Genomic DNA, 22,246 nt, shown 5'->3' with positions numbered 1-22,246 from the left:
GACACGTTGCGATACCGGTGAGACGACCGTCTCACGCACATCGCGTGCTGCGATGCAATGTGATCCGCCGGACCGGATGTGCTACAAGAACAGCGACATCCCCGCCGTACGGAACCGGAGCCGACCATGCCCTACGCCGTCCCCCAGGCCCAGCACGCCGACCGTGTACTTGGCGCGCTCGCCGGACGCCTGCCCGCGCCGGCGGATTCCGCGCGCCTCGTGTCGTCGTGGCAGCGGTCGCTGGAGCGCTACCGTCTCGACCCCGCTTCGTCGATCGGCCCGCGCGTGCTGACCGCGGCGGAGCTGCGCGAAGTACGCGACAAGGAAGAAGCCTTCCTGCGCGCGTCGGGCCAGTGCCTGACGCGGCTGCACGACATGATCCGCGTCGCCGACTACTGCGTGATGCTGACCGACGCGCACGGCGTGACGATCGACTATCGGATCGACCGCGAACGCCGCAACGACTTCCGTCACGCGGGGCTGCACATCGGCTCGTGCTGGTCGGAAAGCGAGGAAGGCACCTGCGGTGTCGCGAGCGTGCTGACCGATCTCGCGCCGATCACCGTGCACAAGACCGATCACTTTCGTGCGGCGTTCACGACGCTCACGTGCAGCGCGGCGCCGATCTTCTCGCCGGGCGGCGAACTGATCGGCGTGCTCGACGCGTCGGCCGTGCACTCGCCGGACGGCCGCGACAGCCAGCGCCTCGTCTACCAGCTCGTGCGGCAGAGCGCGGCGCTGATCGAGGACGGCTACTTCGTGCACAGCACCGCGCAGCACTGGATATTGTTCGGGCATCCGAACCGTCACTACGTCGAGGCGCAGCCCGAGTGGCTGATCGCGTTCGACGAATGCGGCAACATCGTCGCCGCGAACCGGCAGGCGCGCGACGCGCTGCCGGCGCTACGCGAGCCGCGCCATATCGACGAGATCTTCGATGCGACCGAAATGCCGCTGCGCGACGCCGCACGGCTCGATGCGATCGTCGCGCTGCGGCTGCGCGCGACCGGCGCCCCGCTCTACGCGCGGCTGCGTGCGCCGCTACGGCGCGCCGGCCGCGAACCCGGCGCGGCATCGCGCCGCCCGGGCACCGCCGCGCCGCGTCACGTCGGCGCGCTGACGCCGTTCCTGAACAGCAGCGACCCGCGCATCGCGCAACAGGCGGAACTCGCGCTGCGGGTCGCGAGCAAGCGGCTGCCGATCCTCGTGCTCGGCGAAACCGGCGCGGGCAAGGAAGTGTTCGCCCGCGCGATCCACGACGCCGGCGCACGGCGCGCGCGGCCGTTCGTCGCCGTCAACTGCGGCGCGCTGCCGGAAGCGCTGATCGAGAGCGAACTGTTCGGTTATGCGGCCGGCGCGTTCACCGGCGCACGCAAGCACGGTGCGCGCGGCAAGATCGCGCTCGCCGACGGCGGGACGCTGTTTCTCGATGAAATCGGCGACATGCCGCTCGCGCTGCAGACGCGTCTGTTGCGCGTACTGGCCGACGGCGAGGTCGTGCCGCTGGGCAGCGATACGCCCGTGCGCGTCGACCTCGACGTGATCTGCGCGACCCACCGCGATCTCGCGCGGATGGTGGCCGACGGCACGTTCCGCGAAGACCTGTACTACCGGTTGAGCGGTGCGACGTTCGACCTGCCGCCGTTGCGCGAACGCACGGACGTGCGCGACGTGATCGCCGCCGTATTCGCCGAGGAAGCGCAGGCGACCGGCCACGTGCTCACGCTCGACGCGACGCTCGCCGAACAGCTCGCCGCGTATCCATGGCCGGGCAACGTGCGGCAACTGCGTAACGTGCTGCGCTATGCATGCGCGGTGTGCGACGCCGCACGCGTGACGCGGCGCGACCTGCCGGCCGATCTGGCCGCGCAACTCGACGGCGCCCCGACGGGCGCGCTGCCCGATGGCGAACGCGGCCGCATCGTCGCCGCGCTCACAGCGCATCGCTGGCGGCCCGACGCGACCGCCCGCGCGCTCGGCATGTCGCGCGCGACGCTGTATCGGCGCATCGCGAAGTACCGGATCGTCGCGCCGCACCGCGCGTGACGCACCGGCGCACGCTCCGTCAGGCGGGCTGCCCGGCCGCTTCGTTCGCGTCGTCCGCCACGCCGGCCGCTTCGTCGCGCCGCGTGAACACCTCGTGCGCGGCGAACAGCGCGTTGAGCGCGGCCGGCATCCCCGCATACACGGCCATCTGCATGAACACCTCGACGATCTCGTCGCGCGTGCAGCCGACGTTCAGCGCGGCCTCGATATGCACCTTCAATTGCGGCTGCGCGTTGCCGAGCGCGGCCAGCGCCGCGATCGTCGCGATTTCGCGCGCCTTCAGGTCGAGCTGCGGCCGGCTGTAAATGTCGCCGAAGCTGAATTCGACCAGCAGCCGCCCGAAGTCCGGCGCGATCGGCGCAAGCGCCGCGATCACGCGTTCGCCCACTTCGCCGTCGATTTCCTTGAGTTTGTTCCAGCCGCGCGTGTAGCGATCCTCAACGAGTCGTTCCATCGTGTCCGTCCTGTTCCGATAAAGAGTGAGAAGGATTCGCCCGTCGTTCCGTTTCCCGTGCCTGCGCCTCGTAGTACGCGATCTTGTCGCCGATCGCATCGAGGTTCGCCTGCAGCTCCGCGATATGCGCGCGCACCGCGTCGCGATGCGCGACCAGCAAGTCGCGCCGCGCGCCGAACGTCGACTCGCCCTGCTCGCGCAGCACCGCGAACGCCTGGATCTGCGCGATCGGCATGCCGGTCGCCTTCAGGCGCATCACGAAGGCCAGCCCGGCAAGGTCGGCCGGTGCATAGAGCCGGTGCCCGGCCGCCGTGCGCGAAATCGCACGCAGCAGGCCGGCCTGCTCGTAATACCGCAACGTATGCGTCGACACGCCCGTCAGTTCGGCGACTTGCCCGATCGTCAGCGGACCGGCGGCGGTGGGTTGGGATACGGTTTTCGACATGGCAGGAACAAGGTTAGGAGTTAGAGTTCACTCTAAGTCAAGCGTTGTCGAACGGCCAGCGTCGCGACAACCGGCGACACCGTAAAGAATGGTCAAAATCGGCGTATGGCATCGGTTTCGGCCTTTACACCACCGCAAGCCTTCAGCAAGATTCGGTCAGCTTGTCTTAAAAAGGGCACGCATTTGTCCTATGCTTAACGGCGACGCCCGGCCACCTCGCGCCCCGTCGTCCGTTGCAACAGCCATTCATCCGTCAGAACCAGGGAGCCTTTGCCATGCTGAAAAAGCTGCTGATGCTGTTCGTCGCGCTATCGCTGTCGCTCGCCGCCGGCCTTGCCGCAGCCGTCGAAGTCAACACGGCCGACCAGGCCGCGCTCGAATCCGTGAAGGGTCTCGGGCCCGTGAAGTCGAAGGCGATCATCGACGAACGCACCAAGAACGGCCCGTTCAAGGACGCCGACGATCTCGCAAACCGCGTGAAGGGCCTCGGCACGAAGTCGGTCGGGCATCTCGAGGAAAACGGCCTGACGATCGGCGGCGCGTCGACGCCACCGAAGGGCGTGAAGCTGTCGAAGCCGGCCGCGACGACGTCCGCGACCACGTCGACCACGACGTCGGCGGGCACCGCATCGACGTCCACGACCGCGACGGCCGGCACGACGACCGCGGCGCCCGCGCCGACGGCGAGCGCACCGGAAGCGGCCGCCAAGCCGGCCAAGACCAAGCGCGCATCGAAGAAGGAAAAGGCGGCAGCGGCTGCCGCGGCATCCGCCGACGCGGGTGCGAGCGCACCGGCGGCCGCGTCGTCCACGAAGGCGACGAAGGGTTCGAAGAAGAAGAGCAAGAAGGACAAGGCAGCCTCCGCCGCCGCGGCGTCGGGCGCCTGATGTGCGCCGCGCGCACGACGGCGTGCGCGCGGCATTCGTTCAACGGGCGCCGTCGTCACGGCGCCCTTTTCAGTAAAGGTGAAGAACCATGGGTCTCCTCGACATCGTTGGCGGTCTGATCGGCGGCCAGGCCGGCGGCAACTCGCAAAGCGCGCTGATCGCGACCGCGCTCGAATTCATCAACAACCAGCCGGGCGGCCTGAACGGGCTGATCGAGAAGTTCAAGGCCGGCGGCGCCGGCGACGTGATCGGTTCGTGGGTCGGCAACGGCGAAAACCAGCCGATCTCGCCGGACACGCTGCAGAACGTACTGGGCTCGGACGTCGTCGGCTCGCTCGCGAGCAAGGTCGGCATCGATCCGGCGCAGGCCTCGTCGATCCTCGCGCAGGTGCTGCCGCACGTCGTCAACGGCGCGACGCCGAACGGCGAAGTGCCGGCCGGCGGCCAGGTCGACACGTCGAACGTGCTCAGCACGCTCACGCAGCTCGCCGGCATGTTCGGCGGCAACAAGCAGGCCTGAGCGCCCGCCGCGACCGGGCGGCCCGTTCGGCCGCTCCATAAGCAAACACCCCGCCGAGGCGGGGTGTTCGTTTTTGCGCCCGGTGCGAACCGGGCGCGCTGCCGACGGCAGGCGATCAGTGAACGACGCGGTCGAACACGAACTGGCCGTCGTTGACGTCGACCGGGATCACGTCCTTCGGGCCGAAGCGGCCGGCGAGGATCAGCTTCGCGACCGGGTTCTCGATCTCCTGCTGGATCGCGCGCTTCAGCGGCCGGGCGCCGAACAGCGGATCGTAGCCGACCTTCCCGATCTGTTCGAGCGCCGCGGGCGACACGTCGAGCGCCATGTCGAGCTTCGCGAGCCGGTCGTGCAGGCGCGCGAGCTGGATCTTCGCGATCGACTCGATGTTGCTGCGGTCGAGCGCATGGAACACGACGACGTCGTCGATCCGGTTCAGGAACTCGGGACGGAAGTGCTGCTTCACCTCGAGCCACACGGCGTCCTTGATCTCTTCCTGCGGCGCCCCCGTCATGGCCTGAATCACCTGCGAGCCGAGGTTCGACGTCATCACGATCACCGTGTTCTTGAAGTCGACCGTACGCCCCTGCCCGTCGGTCATGCGGCCGTCGTCGAGCACCTGCAGCAGCACGTTGAACACGTCCGGATGCGCCTTCTCGATCTCGTCGAGCAGGATCACGCTGTACGGCTTGCGACGCACGGCTTCGGTCAGGTAGCCGCCTTCCTCGTAGCCGACATAGCCCGGCGGCGCGCCGATCAGCCGCGCGACGCTGTGCTTCTCCATGAATTCGCTCATGTCGATGCGAATCAGGTGCTCTTCCGAATCGAACAGGAACGACGCCAGCGCCTTGCACAGCTCGGTCTTGCCGACTCCCGTCGGGCCGAGGAACAGGAACGAGCCGTACGGACGGTTCGGATCGGCGAGACCCGCGCGCGAACGACGGATCGCATCGGCCACCGCGCTGATCGCCTCGTCCTGGCCGACCACGCGCTCGTGCAGCTTTTCCTCGATGTGCAGCAGCTTCTCGCGCTCGCCCTGCATCATCCGCGACACGGGAATGCCCGTCGAACGCGACACCACTTCCGCGATTTCCTCGGCGCCGACCTGCGTGCGCAGCAGGCGCGGGCGGGTCGGGTTGTGCTGCTCCTGCTCTTCGGCCTGCGTGACCTGCTTCAGTTGCGACTCGAGCTGCGGCAGCTTGCCGTACTGCAGCTCGGCGACCTTCTCCAGCTTGCCTTCACGCTGCAGGCGCGCGATGTCCGCCCGCACCTTCTCGATCTCTTCCTTGAGCTGCGCGCTGCCCTGCACCGCGGCTTTCTCGGCGGTCCAGATCTCCTCCAGGTCCGCATATTCGCGGCCGAGGCGATCGATCTCTTCCTCGATCAGTTGCAGGCGCTTCTGCGACGCTTCGTCCTGCTCCTTCTTCACGGCTTCGCGCTCGATCTTCAGCTGGATCAGACGACGGTCGAGCTTGTCCATCTCTTCGGGCTTCGAATCGATTTCCATCTTGATCTTCGAAGCGGCCTCGTCGATCAGGTCGATGGCCTTGTCGGGCAGGAAGCGGTCGGTGATGTAGCGATGCGACAGCTCGGCCGCGGCGACGATCGCCGGGTCGGTGATGTCCACGCCGTGGTGCAGTTCGTACTTCTCCTGCAGCCCGCGCAGGATCGCGATCGTCGCCTCGACGCTCGGCTCGTCGACGAGCACCTTCTGGAAGCGGCGTTCGAGCGCGGCGTCCTTCTCGATGTACTTGCGGTATTCGTCGAGCGTGGTCGCGCCGATGCAGTGCAGCTCGCCGCGCGACAGCGCCGGCTTCAGCATGTTGCCCGCATCCATCGCGCCTTCGGCCTTGCCCGCCCCGACCATCGTGTGGATCTCGTCGATGAAGACGATCGTCTGCCCTTCGTCCTTCGCGATATCGTTGAGCACCGCCTTCAGGCGCTCCTCGAACTCGCCGCGATACTTCGCGCCGGCGAGCAGCGCGGCCATGTCGAGCGACAGCACGCGCTTGCCCTTCAGCGTCTCGGGCACTTCGCCGTTGACGATCCGCTGCGCGAGCCCTTCGACGATCGCGGTCTTGCCGACACCCGGCTCGCCGATCAGCACCGGGTTGTTCTTGGTGCGGCGCTGCAGGATCTGGATCGAGCGGCGGATTTCGTCGTCGCGGCCGATCACCGGATCGAGCTTGCCCGCGCGGGCGCGCTCGGTCAGGTCGACCGTGTATTTCTTCAGCGCCTCGCGCTGGCTTTCCGCGTCCTGGCTGTGCACCTGCGAGCCGCCGCGCACCGCGGCGATCGCGGCTTCGAGCGACTTGCGCGTGAGGCCGTGCTGGCGTGCGAGCTTGCCGGCCTCGCCCTTGTCGTCGGACACGGCGAGCAGGAACATCTCGCTCGCGATGAACGTGTCGTTGAGCTTCTGTGCTTCCTTGTCGGCCTGGTTCAGCAGTCCGGCCAACTCACGGCCGACCTGGATGTCGCCGCCCGTGCCCGTCACTTGCGGCAGGCGCGAGATCGCTTCGTTCAGCGCGCCTTGCAGCGCCTGCACGTGCACGCCCGCGCGCGACATCAGCGAGCGGGCCGAGCCGTCCTGCTGCGCGATGAGCGCCGCCAGCACGTGAACGGGTTCGATGTATTGATTGTCGCGGCCGGCGGCAAGGCTTTGCGCGTCCGCGAGTGCTTCCTGGAACTTGGTGGTGAGCTTGTCGATTCTCATTTAGTCGAGACCTCCAATTTTCGATTAACACCAAGATGAGGATGGCTATGCGGCTTTCAAGCGAAATTCGGGTTGATTCAGCGCAAAAATTGCCGGATAGCCTGAAAACGGTCCAGCGGTGTGATGAGGGGGTGCGGAGTCGGCGCGCGGCGTCCGCGTGTCAGTGGGTGTTGGACGACGGCTCGGCGGCGGCCGGCGCGTCGTCCGGCACCGGGGCACGCACGAGCGCGACCGGACGGATGCCGAGCAGCGCCACGAGCGGCGATGCGGGCTCGGCCAGTTCGCCGAGCGTGTGGCGATCGAGTTCCGCGAAGAACGCGTCGCGCGCGGCCGCCAGCACGCCCTTCAGCCGGCACTGCGGCTCGATCACGCAGCCGCGCGACTCGCTGCCGTCGGGCGAAAAGCAGCCGACCAGCGCGAAGTCGTTCTCGGTCGCCCGCACGACCTGGCCGACCGTCAGTTCCAGCGAATCGGCAAACAGCCGCAACCCGCCGTTGCGGCCGCGAACGGTGTCGACCCAGCCCAGTTCGCCGAGTCGCTGGACGACTTTCATCAGATGGTTCTTCGAGATGCCGTAGGCGTCCGAGATCTCCTGGATGGTCGCGAGCCCCTCACCGCGCACGGCCAGGTACAGCATCACGCGTAGCGAATAGTCGGTGTAGTCGGTGAGTCTCATGAGCGAATACGGAAAAAATCGATCGTGCCCCGATTACCTGAGCCGGGCGGCGCTCGATGCGTGCAGGGCCGATGATGGTGCCGTGGCGCGGCCGCGGGTTGCCGGGAGCGCGTGCGCGCAATAAGATGCGCAGTATCTACACGTTTTTCAGGGGTTATAGGACGCTATTTTGCGTCAAAATCCGGCCGGCGTCCTGCTCGTCGCCCGCGCCGCCGCCCCGATCCACCGGCCCCTTTTTTTGTCATGACTGCCCTGCCCGCCTCGCCCGAACCCGCACCGGCCCGCCCTCGCGACGCCGAGCCGACCGAAGACAACATCCGCGATCTCGTCTACGCGTTCTACGACCGCGTGCGCGCCGATCCGCTGCTCGGGCCCGTGTTCGACGCGAAGCTGGCCGGGCGCTGGGACGATCATCTGCCGAAGATGGTGACGTTCTGGTCGAGCCTCGTGCTCGGCACCAAGGGCTATCGCGGCAACGTACAGCAAGCGCACCAGCCGCTCGACGGGATCGAGCCGGCCCATTTCAGCCGCTGGCTGGCGCTGTTCCTGAAGACCGTCGACGCGCGCTACGCGCCGCCCGCGGCGATCCGTTTCATGGAGCCCGCATTGCGGATCGCGCAGAGCCTGCAGTTGAGCCGGTTCGGCTGGGACTACCGGATTCCGCCCGAGCAGCAGGCGCTCCTCGACGCGATCGCGCCGCGCCGCCGCGACACGGGCGACGATCCGCATGGGTTGCCGTCGCGCGCCCGCGGCGAGCCGTTTCCGACCAAGATCATCGGGCGCGGCGTCGACCCGGACGCGTAACGCCCCTCGCGCACGACGATGGCGCGCCTGCGGCACATCGCCGCATCGCCCGGGTGCCGCGCTCAGCGCGGCGTGTTGCCCGACTCGACGCCCCAGCGCGCGAGCGCGGCGTCGTCGGTACTGCGCGCATCGACCCAGCGCTCGCCGTCCGGCGTCGTTTCCTTCTTCCAGAACGGCGCTTCGGTCTTCAGATAGTCCATCACGAACTCGCACGACGCGAACGCATCGCCGCGGTGCGCCGCGACCGTCGCGACCATCACGATCTGGTCGAGGGGCAGCAGCCTGCCGACGCGATGCACGATTGCGACGTCGATGCCCGGCCAGCGCCGGCCGGCCTCGGCCGCGATCTTCTCGAGCGCCTTCTCGGTCATTCCCGGATAGTGCTCGAGTTCCATGACGGCAACCGCGTCGCCTTCGTTCAGGTCGCGCACCGTACCGACGAAGCACGCGACCGCGCCGATCTTCGGGTTGCGCGCGCGCAATGCCGTCACTTCGGCATTCAGATCGAAATCGTCGGTCTGGACTCGTACCATAACCATCGTTTGCTCCTGCTCCTGTCGACCCGAGTTGGCGCTTTAGCGCTTACTCGGGTCCCATGCAACGCTGCCGACCCGCGTAAGCGCTTCAGTGCCTACCCCAGGCCCCATGCAAGACTCAACCGCCCGTCACCGGCGGGAAGAACGCGACCTCGCAACCTTCGGTGAGCCGCGTGTCGGGATCGGTCATCTCGTGGTTGCATGCCATGCGCAATGCGCGCCCTTCGGCGAGCGTGCCGGCCCACGCGCCGCCGCGCATGCACAGCCACGCGCGCACGTCGCCGACGGTCGTCACGCTGTCCGGCACGTCGGCTTCTTCGTCGGCCACGCCTAGTGCTTCACGCACGCTTGCAAAAAATTTCAGCTGAATCTTCATGGTTCGGGGAGCCGCCGCGTTACGACAGCAATTCGGAAAACGGAATGAAACGCACGGTCTCGCCTGCGCTGATCGCGTGCTGCGGCGGATTGTCGATCAGGCCATCGCCCCAGACCGTCGACGTGAGCACGGCCGAGCTCTGGTTCGGGAACAGGTCGAGGCCGCCGGCCGCATTGACGCGCGCCCGCAGGAATTCGTTGCGCCGGTCGCCCTTGCTCTGCGAAAAATCGGCGCGCAGCGACAACGCGCGCGGCGCGACGTCGCGCACGCCGGACAGGCGCAGCAGGAACGGCCGCACGAACAGCAGGAACGTGACGAAGCTCGACACGGGGTTGCCGGGCAGCCCGATGAAATGCGCATCGGCGCGCGCGTCGCCGCGGCGCACCGCGCCGTACGCGAGCGGCTTGCCGGGTTTCATCGCGATCTGCCACAGCGCGAGCCGCCCTTCGGCCTCGACGGCCGGCTTCACGTGATCCTCGTCGCCGACCGACACGCCGCCGCTCGTCAGGATCACGTCGTGATCGCGGGCGGCCTCGCGCAGCGTGTCGCGCGTCGCGGCCAGCGAGTCGGGCACGATCCCGTAGTCGGTCACGTGGCAGCCGAGCCGCTCGAGCAGCCCGCGCAGCGTGAAGCGGTTCGAGTTGTAGATCGCACCGGGCTTCAGCGGCTCGCCGGGCATCGTCAGTTCGTCGCCGGTGAAGAACACCGCCACGCGAATCCGCCGCGCGACCGACAGTTGCGCGCAGCCGACCGATGCGGCCAGGCCGAGCGCCTGCGGCGTGAGCCGCGTGCCGGCCGGCAGGATCACCGCACCCCGACGGATGTCCGCGCCCTGCGCGGTGATCCATTCGCCGGCCTTCGGCGTGTGGAGGATCTCGACCGCGTCGCCGTCGGCCGACGTCTGCTCCTGCATCACGACGGCGTCGGCGCCGGGCGGCACCGTCGCGCCGGTGAAGATCCGCGCGGCCGTGCCGGCCGCGAGCGGCGCGGCCGGATGGCCGGCCGGAATGCGCTGCGACACCGGCAAGCGTCGATCGCCGTGCAGCAGATCGGCGACGCGCACCGCATAGCCGTCCATCGCGCTCGTATGCATCGGCGGCACGTCGAGCGGCGAGCTCACGTCGGCCGCCAGCACGCGGCCGAGCGCGTCGAGCGTGGCGACGGTTTCGGCGCCGGGCAGCGGCTGCGCGGCATCGAGCAGCGCGGCAAGCGCCTCGGCGGTCGACAGCATCGGCGCGCGCGGCGCCGCGGGATTCGGGTTCGACATCGATGGAATCGGGAATCGTTGGAGTCAGTACGTCATTGTAGCGACGCCGCCACGCGGGCGCGCGATATGGCGGACATGCGAAGACTGTGATCGGCGCGAACGCGCGGATTTGGCACGTGTTTCGCGCCACCTGCGATGCCGCAGGCCAAACGAAACGGCCGGAACCCCGATCCGTTCGACGAATCGGCATTCCGGCCGTCCTGCACGACCGGGCCCGCAGGCCCGGCCGCGCGTCATGCGCCCGTATGGGCGGCGATGAAGTCCTTCACCTGCTGCGCGTCGGCCTTCACGACCTCGAAGCGCTGCGGCAGCGCCTCGAGCCCGTCGAATGCGGCCGGCCGCTCGGCTTCGCGATCGAGCGCTTCGCGAATCGTCTCGCCGAACTTGATCGGCTGCGCCGTCTCGAGCACGACCATCGGCACGCCGGCCTCCAGATGCTCGCGCGCGACCTTCACGCCGTCGGCCGTATGCGTATCGATCATCGTGTCGTAGCGCGAGAACACGTCGCGGATCGTCGCGATACGATCGGTGTGGCTGCTGCGGCCGGACACGAAACCGAATTCGGCGACGCGCGCGAAATCGCCGCTCGCCGCGAGATCGAAGCCGCCCTTCTCCTCGACGTCGCGGAACAGTTGCATCACGCGGGCCGGATCGCGGCCGAGCAGGTCGAACACGAAGCGCTCGAAGTTCGATGCCTTCGAGATGTCCATGCTCGGGCTGCTCGTGTGATAGGTGTGCTCGGCGCTGCGCACGCGATACGCGCCGGTGCGGAAGAACTCGTCGAGCACGTCGTTCTCGTTGGTCGCGACCACCAGCTTCGCGATCGGCAGCCCCATCATCCGCGCGATGTGGCCCGCGCAGACGTTGCCGAAATTGCCCGACGGCACCGTGAACGATACGCGCTCGTCGTTGGACCGCGTCGCCGCGAAGTAGCCCTTGAAGTAGTACACGACCTGCGCGACGACACGCGCCCAGTTGATCGAGTTGACGGTGCCGATCTTCTGCCGCGCCTTGAACGCATGATCGTTCGACACGGCCTTCACGATGTCCTGGCAATCGTCGAACACGCCTTCGACCGCGAGGTTGAAGATGTTCGGATCCTGCAGGCTGAACATCTGCGCCGTCTGGAACGCGCTCATCTTCTTGTGCGGCGACAGCATGAACACGCGCACGCCGGCCTTGCCGCGCATCGCGTATTCGGCCGCGCTGCCGGTATCGCCCGACGTCGCGCCGAGGATGTTCAGCGTTTCGCCATGCTTCGCGAGCGTGTACTCGAACAGGTTGCCGAGCAACTGCATCGCCATGTCCTTGAACGCGAGCGTCGGGCCGTTCGACAGTTCGAGCAGCGACAGCGCCGCGCCGCTCTCGGTGCCGAGCGTCTTCAGCGGCGTGATGTCGGACGCGTTCTCGCCGTGGCGCGTGTTGCTGTACACGGCGGCCGTATACGTGCGGCGGGTGATCGCGCGCAGGTCGTCGGCCGGCACGTCGTCGCAGAACTTCGACAGGATCTCGAATGCGAGATCCGCGTACGGCAGCGTGCGCCAGCGCGCGAGCTCGTCGGCGGAGACCTTCGGGTATTCGGCCGGCAGATAGAGCCCGCCGTCCTTCGCGAGACCGCCGAGCAGGATGTCGGAGAACGTGTGGCGCTCGCCGATGCCGGCACCGCGCGTGGAGATGTAGTTCATGTCGTCAGCCTCAGTTCAGCGCTTCCATGCGCAGCTTCGTCACCTTCGACACGACGGTCGCGAGGCTCTCGATTTGTGCGATCGCCGCATTGACGTTCTTCTCGACCGTTTCGTGCGTGATCAGGATGATGTCGGTTTCGCCGTTCGCGCCGTCGATCTGCTCCGATTCCTTCTGCAGCAGCGCGTCGATCGAGATGCCCGATTCGGCGAGGATGCGCGTGATGGCGGCGAGCACGCCGGTCTGGTCGGCGACGCGCAGGCGCAGGTAGTAGCCGCTCGTCACTTCCTCGATCGGCAAAATCGGCGTGTTCGACAGGCTGTCCGGCTGGAACGCGAGGTGCGGCACGCGGTGCTCGGGATCGGCCGTATGCAGGCGCGTGACGTCGACGAGATCCGCGACCACGGCCGACGCTGTCGGCTCCGCGCCCGCACCCTTGCCGTAGTACAGCGTCGTGCCGACCGCATCGCCGTGCACGACGACCGCGTTCATTGCGCCCTCGACGTTCGCGAGCAGGCGCTTTTCCGGGATCAGCGTCGGGTGCACGCGCAGCTCGATGCCGTTCGTGGCGCGGCGCGCGATGCCGAGCAGCTTGATCCGGTAACCGAGCTCCTCCGCGTAGCGGATGTCGGTCGCGTCGAGCTTGCTGATGCCTTCGACGTACGCGCGGTCGAACTGCACCGGCACGCCGAACGCGATCGCGCTCATGATCGTCGCCTTGTGCGCGGCGTCGACGCCCTCGATGTCGAAGGTCGGATCGGCTTCCGCGTAGCCGAGTTCCTGCGCGGCCTTCAGCGCGGTCGCGAAGTCGAGCCCGCGGTCGCGCATTTCCGACAGGATGTAGTTCGTCGTGCCGTTGATGATGCCGGCGATGTACTGGATGCGGTTCGCAGTCAAGCCTTCGCGCAGCGCCTTGATGATCGGGATGCCGCCGGCGACGGCCGCCTCGAACGCGACCATCACGCCTTGCTCGCGCGCGGCTTCGAAGATCTCGGTGCCGTGCACCGCGAGCAGCGCCTTGTTCGCCGTCACGACGTGCTTGCCGTTCGCGATCGCGCGCAGCACGAGCTCGCGCGCGATGCCCGTGCCGCCGATCATCTCGGCGACGATCGCGATCGACGGATCGTCGACGACCGCGTTGAAATCGTCGGTGATCTGCGCGGTGCCGGCGTGAGCGCCGAGCGCGGCCTGCGCCTTGGCCGGGTTGCGCACGGCGATGCGCGCGACCTCGATGCCGCGTCCCGCGCGTCGTTTGATTTCTTCCTGGTTGCGGTGCAACACCGTGAAGGTGCCGCTGCCGACGGTGCCGAAGCCCAACAGGCCAACTTTGATCGGTTCCATGCTGCGTGTGATCGATGAGTAAGAAGTAGTGAGTTCCGTGCGGCCCCTGCCCGCTCAGACCGAATGGCGCTTGCGGTAGCCGTCGAGAAAGCGCGCGATCCGGTTGATCGAATCGGCCAGGTCGTCGAGGTTCGGCAGGAAGACCACGCGGAAGTGGTCCGGCGCCGCCCAGTTGAAACCCGTGCCCTGCACGAGCAGCACGCGTTCCTCGAGCAGCAGGTCGAGAATGAACTGCTGGTCGTTCTGGATCGGGTAGAGCTTCGGGTCGAGGCGCGGAAACATGTACAGCGCGGCCTGCGGTTTCACGCAGGTCACGCCCGGGATCGACGTCAGCATGTCGTACGCGAGTTCGCGCTGCTTGTACAGGCGCCCGCTCGGCACGATCAGCTCGTTGATGCTCTGGTAGCCGCCGAGCGCCGTCTGGATCGCGAACTGGCCGGGCACGTTCGCGCACAGGCGCATCGACGACAGGATGCCGAGCCCTTCGAGGTAGTCCTTCGCGCGCCGGCGGTTGTCTCCGCCGAGGCCCGACACGGCCATCCAGCCCGCGCGATAGCCGCACGACCGATAGCTCTTCGACAGGCTGTTGAACGTGACGGTGATCACGTCCTCCGACAACGCACCCAACGCGGTGTGCTCGAGGCCGTCGTAGACGATCTTGTCGTAGACCTCGTCGGCGAACACGATCAGCCCGTGCTGGCGCGCGATCTCGAGCAGCTCAAGCAGCAATTCGTCGGAATAAAGCGCGCCGGTCGGATTGTTCGGGTTGATCACGACGATCGCCTTCGTGTTCGGCGTGATCTTGCTGCGGATGTCGTCGAGATCGGGCATCCACGCGTTCTGCTCGTCGCACACGTAGTGCACGGGCGTGCCGCCCGACAGGCTCACGGCCGCCGTCCACAGCGGGTAGTCGGGCGCGGGCAGCAGCACTTCGTCGCCGTCGTTCAGCAGCGCCTGGGTCGCCATCACGATCAGCTCGGACGCGCCGTTGCCGATGTAGATGTCGTCGAGGCCGACGCCGACGACACCCTTTTCCTGCGTGTAGTGCATCACGGCCTTGCGCGCCGAGAACACGCCCTTCGAGTCCGAATAGCCGGACGACGCCGGCAGGTTGCGGATCATGTCCTGGATGATCTCGTCCGGCGCGTCGAACCCGAACGGCGCGAGGTTGCCGATGTTCAGCTTGATGATGCGGTGGCCTTCTTCCTCGAGGCGCTTCGCGTGCTCGAGCACCGGGCCACGGATGTCGTAGCAGACGTTGAGCAGCTTGTTCGACTTCTGAATCGGTTTCACGACGACACGGTTCCTGGGTTGGCCTTGCGGCCGGGGGACGGGATCAAAACTGGAAAGCGGCCGGTCTGTGCGCGCTGTCTAGACTGGGAAAAAGCGGCGGTCGGACGCGGCTTGTGGCGGCGCACGACGCAAGTGGCGCCCGCAGGCGACCAAAAAGTTATAATTTAGCGGATTTTGGCCGACTTTCGCAATGCACCATAGCCGTGCCGGGCCCGCGCCGTCGGGCGTCCGCGCGTGCCCGAGGGCGCGAAACCGGCCGGCCGGGCCGGTACGGTCCTGCCAACCCATTCCTACGGAACCGCGGAATACCGATTTGAAACTGCACCAGGACACGAGCGGCGCGCTCAACACCGTCACCGGCTACGGCCCCGATTATGTCGACGTCAACCTCGAACGCCATGAAACGAGCGTCATCGTGCTGCCCGGCGCGCCGGTCCAGACCTGGCCCGTGTCGTCGTTCGACGCGCTCGCGCCCGAGCATTTCGCGATGCTGCTCGACCCGACGCCCGAGCTCGTGATCTTCGGCAGCGGCGCGCGGCTGCGCTTCCCGCATCCGCGGCTCGTCGCGGCGCTCACCGCGAAGCGGATCGGCGTCGAGACGATGGATTTCCAGGCCGCCTGCCGCACCTACAACATCCTGATGGCCGAGGGCCGCAAAGTCGCCGCCGCGCTCTTAATTGAACGTTAACCCCCGATGCGGTAAAAATCGGGCCGGCGCAGCGGGTCGATCCCCCGATCGCCCCGGCCAGGCCGCCCGGCCCCGGCGCATCCGCCGGCGGCCCGTCACAACAACCAAACAGGCTGAAAACCCATGAACGATACGCCGTCGAGGCTACCGCTCAATCGCATCACGCTCGTCCTCCTGCTCGTCGCGCTCACGATCGTCTGGTTCGCGCCGCTCGGGCTGCGCCACTTGATCCCGAGCGACGAAGGCCGCTATGCGGAAATGGCGCGCGAGATGTTCGTCACCGGCGACTGGATCACGCCGCGCTACAACGGCTACAAGTACTTCGAGAAGCCGCCGCTGCAAACCTGGCTGAACGCGCTGACGTTCGCGTGGTTCGGCATCGGCGAGTGGCAGGCGCGTCTGTATACCGCGGTGGCGAGCTTCGCCGGCGTGCTGCTCGTCGGCTACACCGGCGCGCGCCTGTTCAACCCGCTGTCGGGCTTCCTCGCGGCCGTCGTGCTCGCCAGCTCGCCGTACTGGAACCTGATGGGCCACTTCAACGCGCTCGACATGGGACTCGCGTTCTGGATGGCGCTGTCGCTCTGCTCGCTGCTGCTCGCGCAACGGCCCGGGCTGCGCCCGAGCGCGGTGCGCGGCTGGATGTGGGCGTGCTGGGCCGCGATGGCGTTCGCGGTGCTGTCCAAGGGCCTCGTCGGCCTGATCCTGCCCGGCGCCGTGCTCGTGCTGTATACGCTGATCGCGCGCGACTGGGCATTGTGGAAGCGCCTGTACCTGGTCAGCGGCCTCGTGATCTTCTTCGCGATCGTCATGCCGTGGTTCGTGCTCGTCCAGCAGCGCAACCCCGAATTCTTCAACTTCTTCTTCATCGTCCAGCAGTTCCGACGGTACCTGACCCCGGAACAGAACCGCCCGGGCCCGCTGTACTACTTCGTGCCCGTGCTGCTGGTCGGCTTCCTGCCGTGGCTGTCGGTCGCGTGGCAGAGCATCCGTCATGCGCTGCGCATGCCGCGCCAGCCGAACGGCTTCTCGCCGATGCTCGTGCTGCTGATCTGGAGCGCGTTCATCTTCCTGTTCTTCAGCGCGTCGCATTCGAAGCTGATCTCGTACGTGCTGCCGGTCGCACCGGCGCTCGCGCTGATTATCGGCGCGTACCTGCCGCTGATGACGGCCGAGCGCTTCCGTCGCCATCTGCTCGGCTACCTCGTGTTCTTCGTCGCCGCGGCGTTCGGGATCATCTTCCTCGCTTATCAAGGCGACGCCCGCACGCCGAACGCGCTGTACCGCGCTTTCCAGATGTGGCTGTACGCCGGTCTCGCGGTCTCGGCCGCGCTGACGCTGGCGGCCGCGTGGCTGAACCGCCGCGCGGGCGTGACCGCCGCGCTCGCCGCGTTCGGCGCCGCGTGGCTCGCGTTCGGCACGATCGGCGGCACCGGGCACGACGAGTTCGGCCGCTACAGTTCGGGCGCGCTGCTCGCGCCGGCCGTGCGCGCCGAACTGGCGAAACTGCCGCCCGACACGCCGTTCTACTCGGTCGAGATGCTCGATCACACGTTCCCGTTCTACATGGGCCACACGACGATCATGGTGCAGCGCCAGGACGAGCTCGCGTTCGGGATCTCGGTCGAGCCGAACAAGTGGATCCCGACCGTCGGCGAATGGATCACGCGCTGGAAGCAGGACGCCCATGCGCTCGCGATCATGGCGCCCGGCCAGTACGACGCGCTGGTCAAGGAAGGCGTGCCGATGCGCGTGATCGCGCGCGACAACCGCCGCGTGATCGTCGAGAAACCGCAATCGTAAGGACGCCCCCGCATGAATCCCGTTTCGTTCGTCTGCATCGTCACCGGCGTGATGCTCAACGCCTGTGCGCAACTTCTGCTGAAAGCCGGCGTCAACGCCGTTGGACACTTCGAATTCAGCCGTGCGAACATCATCCCGGTCGGGCTCAAGATCGCGACCCAGCTGCCGATCATCGGCGGCCTCGGCTGCTACGTGCTGAGCGTCGTCGTGTGGATCGTCGGGCTGTCGCGGGTCGACGTGTCGATCGCGTACCCGATGCTGTCGCTCGGCTACGTCGTCAATGCGTTCGCGGCGTGGTACCTGTTCGGCGAGGTGTTGTCGGTCCAGCGGCTCGTCGGCATCGGCATCATCCTGATCGGCGTGCTCGTGCTCGCGCGCAGTTGAGCACGGCCCGCCGCGTTAAGCGTCCGCCTACAAAAAATCACGGTACGAATCCGCCAACCGGTGTTTAATGCCGGTTTCGGACGGATCGCCCGACCCTTTTATTACACGCCATTACAGGCCAAACGCGTTCATGAGCCAGACTACCGCTCCGTTTCTGCCGTTCACCCGCCCCGAGATCGATGAGGAAACCATCCAGGGCGTCGTCGACGTGCTGCGCTCGGGCTGGATCACCACCGGCCCGCAGTGCCAGAAATTCGAGGCCGCGCTGTCCGAGTACTGCGGCGGCCGTCCGGTCCGCGCATTCAATTCGGGCACCTGCACGCTCGAGATCGGCCTGCGCATCGCGGGCGTCGGGCCCGGCGACGAGGTGATCACGACGCCGGCGTCGTGGGTCTCGACCAGCAACGTGATCATCGAAACGGGCGCGACGCCCGTGTTCGCCGACATCGATCCCGTCACGCGCAACATCGACCTCGACAAGCTCGAACAGGCGATCACGCCGCGCACGAAGGCGATCATCCCCGTGTTCCTGTCCGGCTTGCCGGTCGACATGGACCGCCTGTACGCGATCGCCCGCGCGCACAAGCTGCGCGTGATCGAGGACGCCGCGCAGGCGTTCGGCTCGACGTGGCGCGGCAAGCGCATCGGCGCGATCGGCGACCTCGTGTCGTTCAGCTTCCACGCGAACAAGAACCTGACGACGATCGAAGGCGGCGCGCTCGTGCTGAACGACGAGGACGAAGCCGTGCTCGCGCAGAAGTACCGGTTGCAGGGCATCACGCGCACCGGCTTCGACGGGATGGACTGCGACGTGCTCGGCGGCAAGTACAACCTGACCGACGTGGCCGCGCGCGTCGGCCTCGGCCAGTTGCCGCACATCGAGCGCTTCACCGCGCAGCGCCGCGCACTCGCCCGCGCGTATTTCGCCGCGTTCGACGGCGGCGCGGCCGTGAAGCTCGGCGTCGGCCTGCCGGTCGCCGAATTCGAGCACGGCAACTGGCACATGTTCCTGGTCACGCTGCCGCTCGAGCGGCTGTCGATCTCGCGCGCCGAGTTCATGGCGCAGATGAAGGAACGCGGCATCGGCACGGGCATCCACTACCCGGCGATCCATCTTTTCACGCTGTACCGTGCGCGCGGTTTCAAGGAGGGCATGTTCCCCCACGCCGAACGGTACGGCGCGTCGACCGTCACGCTGCCGCTGTTTACGCAGATGACGGAAGGCGACGTGCGTCGCGTGGTCGACGCCGTCAATCAGATTTGCGAACAATACGGAAAATAAGCGTACATGAGTCACCTTGAAGCACGCGCCGGGCACTCGGGCGCCGCGCACCTGGACGCCGGCCGGCCCGAAGTATCGGTCATCATCCCCGTGTACAACGAGGAAGACGGCCTCGCCGCGCTGTTCGCGCGGCTGTATCCGGCGCTCGACGCACTCGACGCGTCGTACGAAGTGATCCTGATCAACGACGGCAGCCGCGACCGCTCGGCCGCGATGCTCGCCGATCAGTTCCACGTCCGGCCCGACACGACGCGCGTGGTGCTGCTCAACGGCAACTACGGCCAGCACATGGCGATCCTCGCCGGCTTCGCGCAATCGCGCGGCGAGATCGTCGTCACGCTCGACGCCGACCTGCAGAACCCGCCCGAGGAAATCGGCAAGCTGATCGCGAAGATGCGCGAGGGCCACGACTACGTCGGCTCGATCCGCAAGCAGCGCCAGGACAGCCTGTGGCGACGCAAGGCGTCGCAGATGATGAACCGGCTGCGCGAGCGCATCACGCGCATCAAGATGACCGACCAGGGCTGCATGCTGCGCGCGTACAGCCGCCGCATCATCGATACGATCAACGTGTGCGGCGAGGTCAACACGTTCATCCCCGCGCTCGCGTACACGTTCGCGCAGAACCCGACCGAAATCGAGGTCGCGCACGAGGAACGCTTCGCGGGCGAATCGAAGTATTCGCTGTACAGCCTGATCCGGCTGAACTTCGACCTGGTGACGGGCTTCTCGGTCGTGCCGTTGCAGTGGCTGTCGTTCATCGGCGTGATCCTGTCGCTCGGCTCCGCCGCGCTGTTCGCGCTGCTGCTCGTGCGCCGCTTCATCGTCGGCGCGGAAGTGCAAGGCGTGTTCACGCTGTTCGCGATCACGTTCTTCCTGCTCGGCGTGATCATCTTCGCGCTCGGCCTGCTCGGCGAATACGTCGGCCGCATCTACCAGCAGGTACGCGCGCGGCCGCGCTACCTGATCCAGGCCGTGCTCGAGCAGCACGACGGCGTGCCGCCGGTGCCGGCCGCCGCGCACCGCCCGGGAGCCGCGCAATGAAGCCGCGCGCGGTCGTCTTCGCGTATCACAACGTCGGCGTGCGGTGCCTGCAGGTGCTGCTCGCGCGCGGCGTCGACGTCGCGCTGGTCGTCACGCACGAGGACAATCCGAACGAGAACATCTGGTTCGGCAGCGTCGCGTCCGTCGCGGCCGAACACGGCATTCCGGTCGTCACGCCGGCCGATCCCGCCGATCCGGCGCTGCGCCGCGCGGTGTCCGACGCGCGGCCCGATTTCATCTTCTCGTTCTACTATCGGCACATGCTGCCGGTGGACCTGCTCGCGATCGCGCCGCGCGGCGCGTACAACATGCATGGTTCGCTGCTGCCGAAATACCGGGGTCGGGTACCGACCAACTGGGCCGTGCTGAACGGCGAGACCGAAACCGGCGCGACGCTGCACGAGATGGCCGCCAAGCCCGACGCGGGTGCGATCCTCGCGCAGACCGCGGTGCCGATCCTGCCGGACGATACGGCCGCGCAGGTATTCGACAAGGTCACGGTAGCCGCCGAGCAAACGCTGTGGCGCGTGCTGCCCGCGCTGCTCGCGGGCGAGGCGCCGCACCTGCCGAACGATCTCGCGACCGGCAGCTACTACGGCGGGCGCAAGCCGGAGGACGGCCGCGTCGACTGGTCGAAACCGGCCGCGCAGGTCTACAACCTGGTGCGCGCGGTCGCCCCCCCGTATCCGGGTGCATTCACGGACGTCGGCGGCGCGCGCTTCGTGATCGCGCGCGCGCGCCTTGCGGCGCCCGGCAGCGCGGCGGCGACGGCCGCGGCAGATTTGCCGCCCGGCCTGCACGTAAGCGATAATGCGCTATTCGGCGTCTGCGGCGACAGCCGCGCCCTATCCATTCTCGAGCTGTGGCAGCAGCGCGACGGCGGCGAAACCGTCGTGACGCCCGCGGAATTCGCGCAGTTCATTCATTCTTCCCGTCATTCATGAAAGCAAAAAAAGTCCTGATCCTGGGTGTGAACGGCTTCATCGGCCATCACCTGTCGAAGCGCATTCTTGAAACCACCGATTGGGAAGTGTTCGGCATGGACATGCAGACCGACCGGCTGGGCGACCTCGTCAACCACGAGCGGATGCATTTCTTCGAAGGCGACATCACGATCAACAAGGAGTGGGTCGAGTATCACGTGAAGAAGTGCGACGTGATCCTGCCGCTCGTCGCAATCGCGACGCCCGCGACCTACGTCCAGCAGCCGCTGCGCGTGTTCGAACTCGACTTCGAGGCGAACCTGCCGATCGTGCGTTCGGCCGTCAAGTACGGCAAGCACCTCGTGTTCCCGTCGACCTCCGAGGTCTACGGCATGTGCTCGGACGAGCAGTTCGACCCGGATGCGTCGGCGCTCACCTACGGCCCGATCAACAAGCCGCGCTGGATCTATGCGTGCTCGAAGCAGCTGATGGATCGCGTGATCTGGGGCTACGGGATGGAAGGCCTGAACTTCACGCTGTTCCGTCCGTTCAACTGGATCGGCCCGGGCCTCGACTCGATCTACACGCCGAAGGAAGGCAGCTCGCGCGTGGTCACGCAGTTCCTCGGCCACATCGTGCGCGGCGAGAACATCAGCCTCGTCGACGGCGGCTCGCAGAAGCGCGCGTTCACCGATATCGGCGACGGCATCAGCGCGCTGATGAAGATCATCGAGAACAAGGGCGGCGTCGCGTCGGGCAAGATCTACAACATCGGGAATCCGAAGAACAACTTCTCGGTTCGCGAGCTCGCGCACAAGATGCTCGAACTGGCCGCGGAATTCCCCGAGTACGCCGAGTCGGCCAAGCAGGTGAAGCTCGTCGAAACGACGTCCGGCGCCTACTACGGCAACGGCTATCAGGACGTGCAGAACCGCGTGCCGAAGATCGACAACACGATGCAGGAGCTCGGCTGGGCGCCGCAGGCGACGTTCGACGACGCGCTGCGCAACATCTTCGAAGCGTACCGCGGCCACGTCGCCGACGCGCGCGCGCTCGTCGAACAGCAAGGCTGATCGGGACGCTC

21 protein-coding genes are annotated in these 22,246 nt (G+C 67.2%); 11 read left to right on the top strand and 10 right to left on the bottom strand.

Translation table 11 applies throughout. From position 1 onward, the window contains the following. Positions 1-126 precede the first annotated feature (126 nt). Positions 127-2,046 (top strand): sigma-54-dependent Fis family transcriptional regulator, encoded by a 1,920-nt coding sequence (locus WT24_RS13360; RefSeq protein ID WP_060033920.1) that lies wholly within the window; start codon positions 127-129, stop codon positions 2,044-2,046. Positions 2,047-2,065: 19 nt separating this feature from the next. Here the strand turns inward: WT24_RS13360 and WT24_RS13355 are convergent, their stop codons facing one another. Next, the gene (locus WT24_RS13355) at positions 2,066-2,500 is read right to left on the bottom strand and encodes a carboxymuconolactone decarboxylase family protein (protein ID WP_060033917.1); all 435 of its coding nucleotides are present in this window, start codon (positions 2,498-2,500) and stop codon (positions 2,066-2,068) included. Continuing rightward, a complete protein-coding gene (locus WT24_RS13350) occupies positions 2,484-2,945 on the bottom strand; it encodes a MerR family transcriptional regulator (RefSeq protein ID WP_059504969.1) in 462 nt (153 codons plus the stop codon). The genes WT24_RS13355 and WT24_RS13350 overlap by 17 nt, the downstream gene beginning before the upstream one ends. Before the next feature lie 275 nt (positions 2,946-3,220). Here WT24_RS13350 and WT24_RS13345 point away from each other — a divergent pair, with 275 nt between their 5' ends. Together WT24_RS13345 and WT24_RS13340 are read left to right on the top strand one after the other, a co-directional pair. Continuing rightward, positions 3,221-3,832: a helix-hairpin-helix domain-containing protein gene (locus WT24_RS13345; protein WP_006496393.1), complete on the top strand. Its 612-nt coding sequence runs from the start codon at positions 3,221-3,223 to the stop codon at positions 3,830-3,832. An 88-nt stretch (positions 3,833-3,920) separates the two neighbouring features. After that, positions 3,921-4,352 (top strand): YidB family protein, encoded by a 432-nt coding sequence (locus tag WT24_RS13340; RefSeq protein WP_059504971.1) that lies wholly within the window; start codon positions 3,921-3,923, stop codon positions 4,350-4,352. A 115-nt stretch (positions 4,353-4,467) separates the two neighbouring features. On the opposite strand, the gene clpB is transcribed toward WT24_RS13340, so the two are convergent. Continuing rightward, positions 4,468-7,065 carry an ATP-dependent chaperone ClpB gene (gene clpB / locus WT24_RS13335; protein WP_059504973.1) on the bottom strand — a complete coding sequence of 866 codons (2,598 nt, stop codon included), beginning with the start codon at positions 7,063-7,065 and terminating at the stop codon, positions 4,468-4,470. 160 nt (positions 7,066-7,225) lie between these two features. Beyond that, entirely contained in the window at positions 7,226-7,741 is a 516-nt protein-coding gene (locus WT24_RS13330) for an Rrf2 family transcriptional regulator (protein WP_060033914.1), read from the bottom strand. 243 nt (positions 7,742-7,984) lie between these two features. On the opposite strand from WT24_RS13330, the gene WT24_RS13325 reads away from it, so the two are divergent. Continuing rightward, the gene (locus WT24_RS13325) at positions 7,985-8,545 is read left to right on the top strand and encodes a group III truncated hemoglobin (RefSeq protein ID WP_059504977.1); all 561 of its coding nucleotides are present in this window, start codon (positions 7,985-7,987) and stop codon (positions 8,543-8,545) included. Positions 8,546-8,607: 62 nt separating this feature from the next. On the opposite strand, the gene WT24_RS13320 is transcribed toward WT24_RS13325, so the two are convergent. From WT24_RS13320 to WT24_RS13295, 6 genes are all read right to left on the bottom strand, one after another. Next, the gene (locus WT24_RS13320; RefSeq protein ID WP_059790727.1) at positions 8,608-9,084 is read right to left on the bottom strand and encodes a molybdenum cofactor biosynthesis protein MoaE; all 477 of its coding nucleotides are present in this window, start codon (positions 9,082-9,084) and stop codon (positions 8,608-8,610) included. A 115-nt stretch (positions 9,085-9,199) separates the two neighbouring features. Beyond that, positions 9,200-9,457, bottom strand: coding sequence for a molybdopterin converting factor subunit 1 (gene moaD, locus WT24_RS13315; protein ID WP_060033911.1), 258 nt, complete (start codon positions 9,455-9,457; stop codon positions 9,200-9,202). Positions 9,458-9,476: 19 nt separating this feature from the next. Further along, complete coding sequence (gene glp / locus WT24_RS13310; RefSeq protein WP_059504980.1) at positions 9,477-10,724, bottom strand: gephyrin-like molybdotransferase Glp; 1,248 nt, start codon at positions 10,722-10,724, stop codon at positions 9,477-9,479. 233 nt (positions 10,725-10,957) lie between these two features. Next, positions 10,958-12,409: a threonine synthase gene (gene thrC, locus WT24_RS13305; RefSeq protein ID WP_059790721.1), complete on the bottom strand. Its 1,452-nt coding sequence runs from the start codon at positions 12,407-12,409 to the stop codon at positions 10,958-10,960. Between the two features lie 10 nt (positions 12,410-12,419). Beyond that, positions 12,420-13,748, bottom strand: a complete 1,329-nt coding sequence (locus WT24_RS13300) for a homoserine dehydrogenase (RefSeq protein WP_059504983.1) — start codon at positions 13,746-13,748, stop codon at positions 12,420-12,422. A 54-nt stretch (positions 13,749-13,802) separates the two neighbouring features. Then, positions 13,803-15,041: a pyridoxal phosphate-dependent aminotransferase gene (locus WT24_RS13295; RefSeq protein ID WP_059504985.1), complete on the bottom strand. Its 1,239-nt coding sequence runs from the start codon at positions 15,039-15,041 to the stop codon at positions 13,803-13,805. Positions 15,042-15,354: 313 nt separating this feature from the next. On the opposite strand from WT24_RS13295, the gene WT24_RS13290 reads away from it, so the two are divergent. The 7 genes from WT24_RS13290 (at position 15,355) to WT24_RS13260 (ending at position 22,235) form a co-directional block, all read left to right on the top strand. Beyond that, positions 15,355-15,729 (top strand): Mth938-like domain-containing protein, encoded by a 375-nt coding sequence (locus tag WT24_RS13290; RefSeq protein WP_059504987.1) that lies wholly within the window; start codon positions 15,355-15,357, stop codon positions 15,727-15,729. Between the two features lie 123 nt (positions 15,730-15,852). After that, a complete protein-coding gene (locus WT24_RS13285; protein ID WP_059790719.1) occupies positions 15,853-17,529 on the top strand; it encodes a glycosyltransferase family 39 protein in 1,677 nt (558 codons plus the stop codon). 12 nt (positions 17,530-17,541) lie between these two features. Next, entirely contained in the window at positions 17,542-17,913 is a 372-nt protein-coding gene (locus tag WT24_RS13280; RefSeq protein WP_006482863.1) for an EamA family transporter, read from the top strand. A 130-nt stretch (positions 17,914-18,043) separates the two neighbouring features. Further along, positions 18,044-19,195, top strand: coding sequence for a DegT/DnrJ/EryC1/StrS aminotransferase family protein (locus tag WT24_RS13275; RefSeq protein WP_059504991.1), 1,152 nt, complete (start codon positions 18,044-18,046; stop codon positions 19,193-19,195). Between the two features lie 6 nt (positions 19,196-19,201). Further along, positions 19,202-20,239: a glycosyltransferase gene (locus WT24_RS13270; RefSeq protein WP_059504993.1), complete on the top strand. Its 1,038-nt coding sequence runs from the start codon at positions 19,202-19,204 to the stop codon at positions 20,237-20,239. Next, the gene (locus WT24_RS13265) at positions 20,236-21,183 is read left to right on the top strand and encodes a formyltransferase (protein WP_059504995.1); all 948 of its coding nucleotides are present in this window, start codon (positions 20,236-20,238) and stop codon (positions 21,181-21,183) included. Before WT24_RS13270 ends, WT24_RS13265 begins: the two co-directional genes overlap by 4 nt. Next, positions 21,180-22,235, top strand: coding sequence for a bifunctional UDP-4-keto-pentose/UDP-xylose synthase (locus WT24_RS13260; protein ID WP_059504997.1), 1,056 nt, complete (start codon positions 21,180-21,182; stop codon positions 22,233-22,235). The genes WT24_RS13265 and WT24_RS13260 overlap by 4 nt, the downstream gene beginning before the upstream one ends. The last annotated feature ends 11 nt before the right edge of the window (positions 22,236-22,246 follow it).

It is taken from the genome of Burkholderia sp. MSMB1078WGS, from assembly GCF_001528895.1.
Lineage (GTDB): Bacteria > Pseudomonadota > Gammaproteobacteria > Burkholderiales > Burkholderiaceae > Burkholderia.
This window is presented reverse-complemented; position numbering and strand designations above follow the sequence as displayed.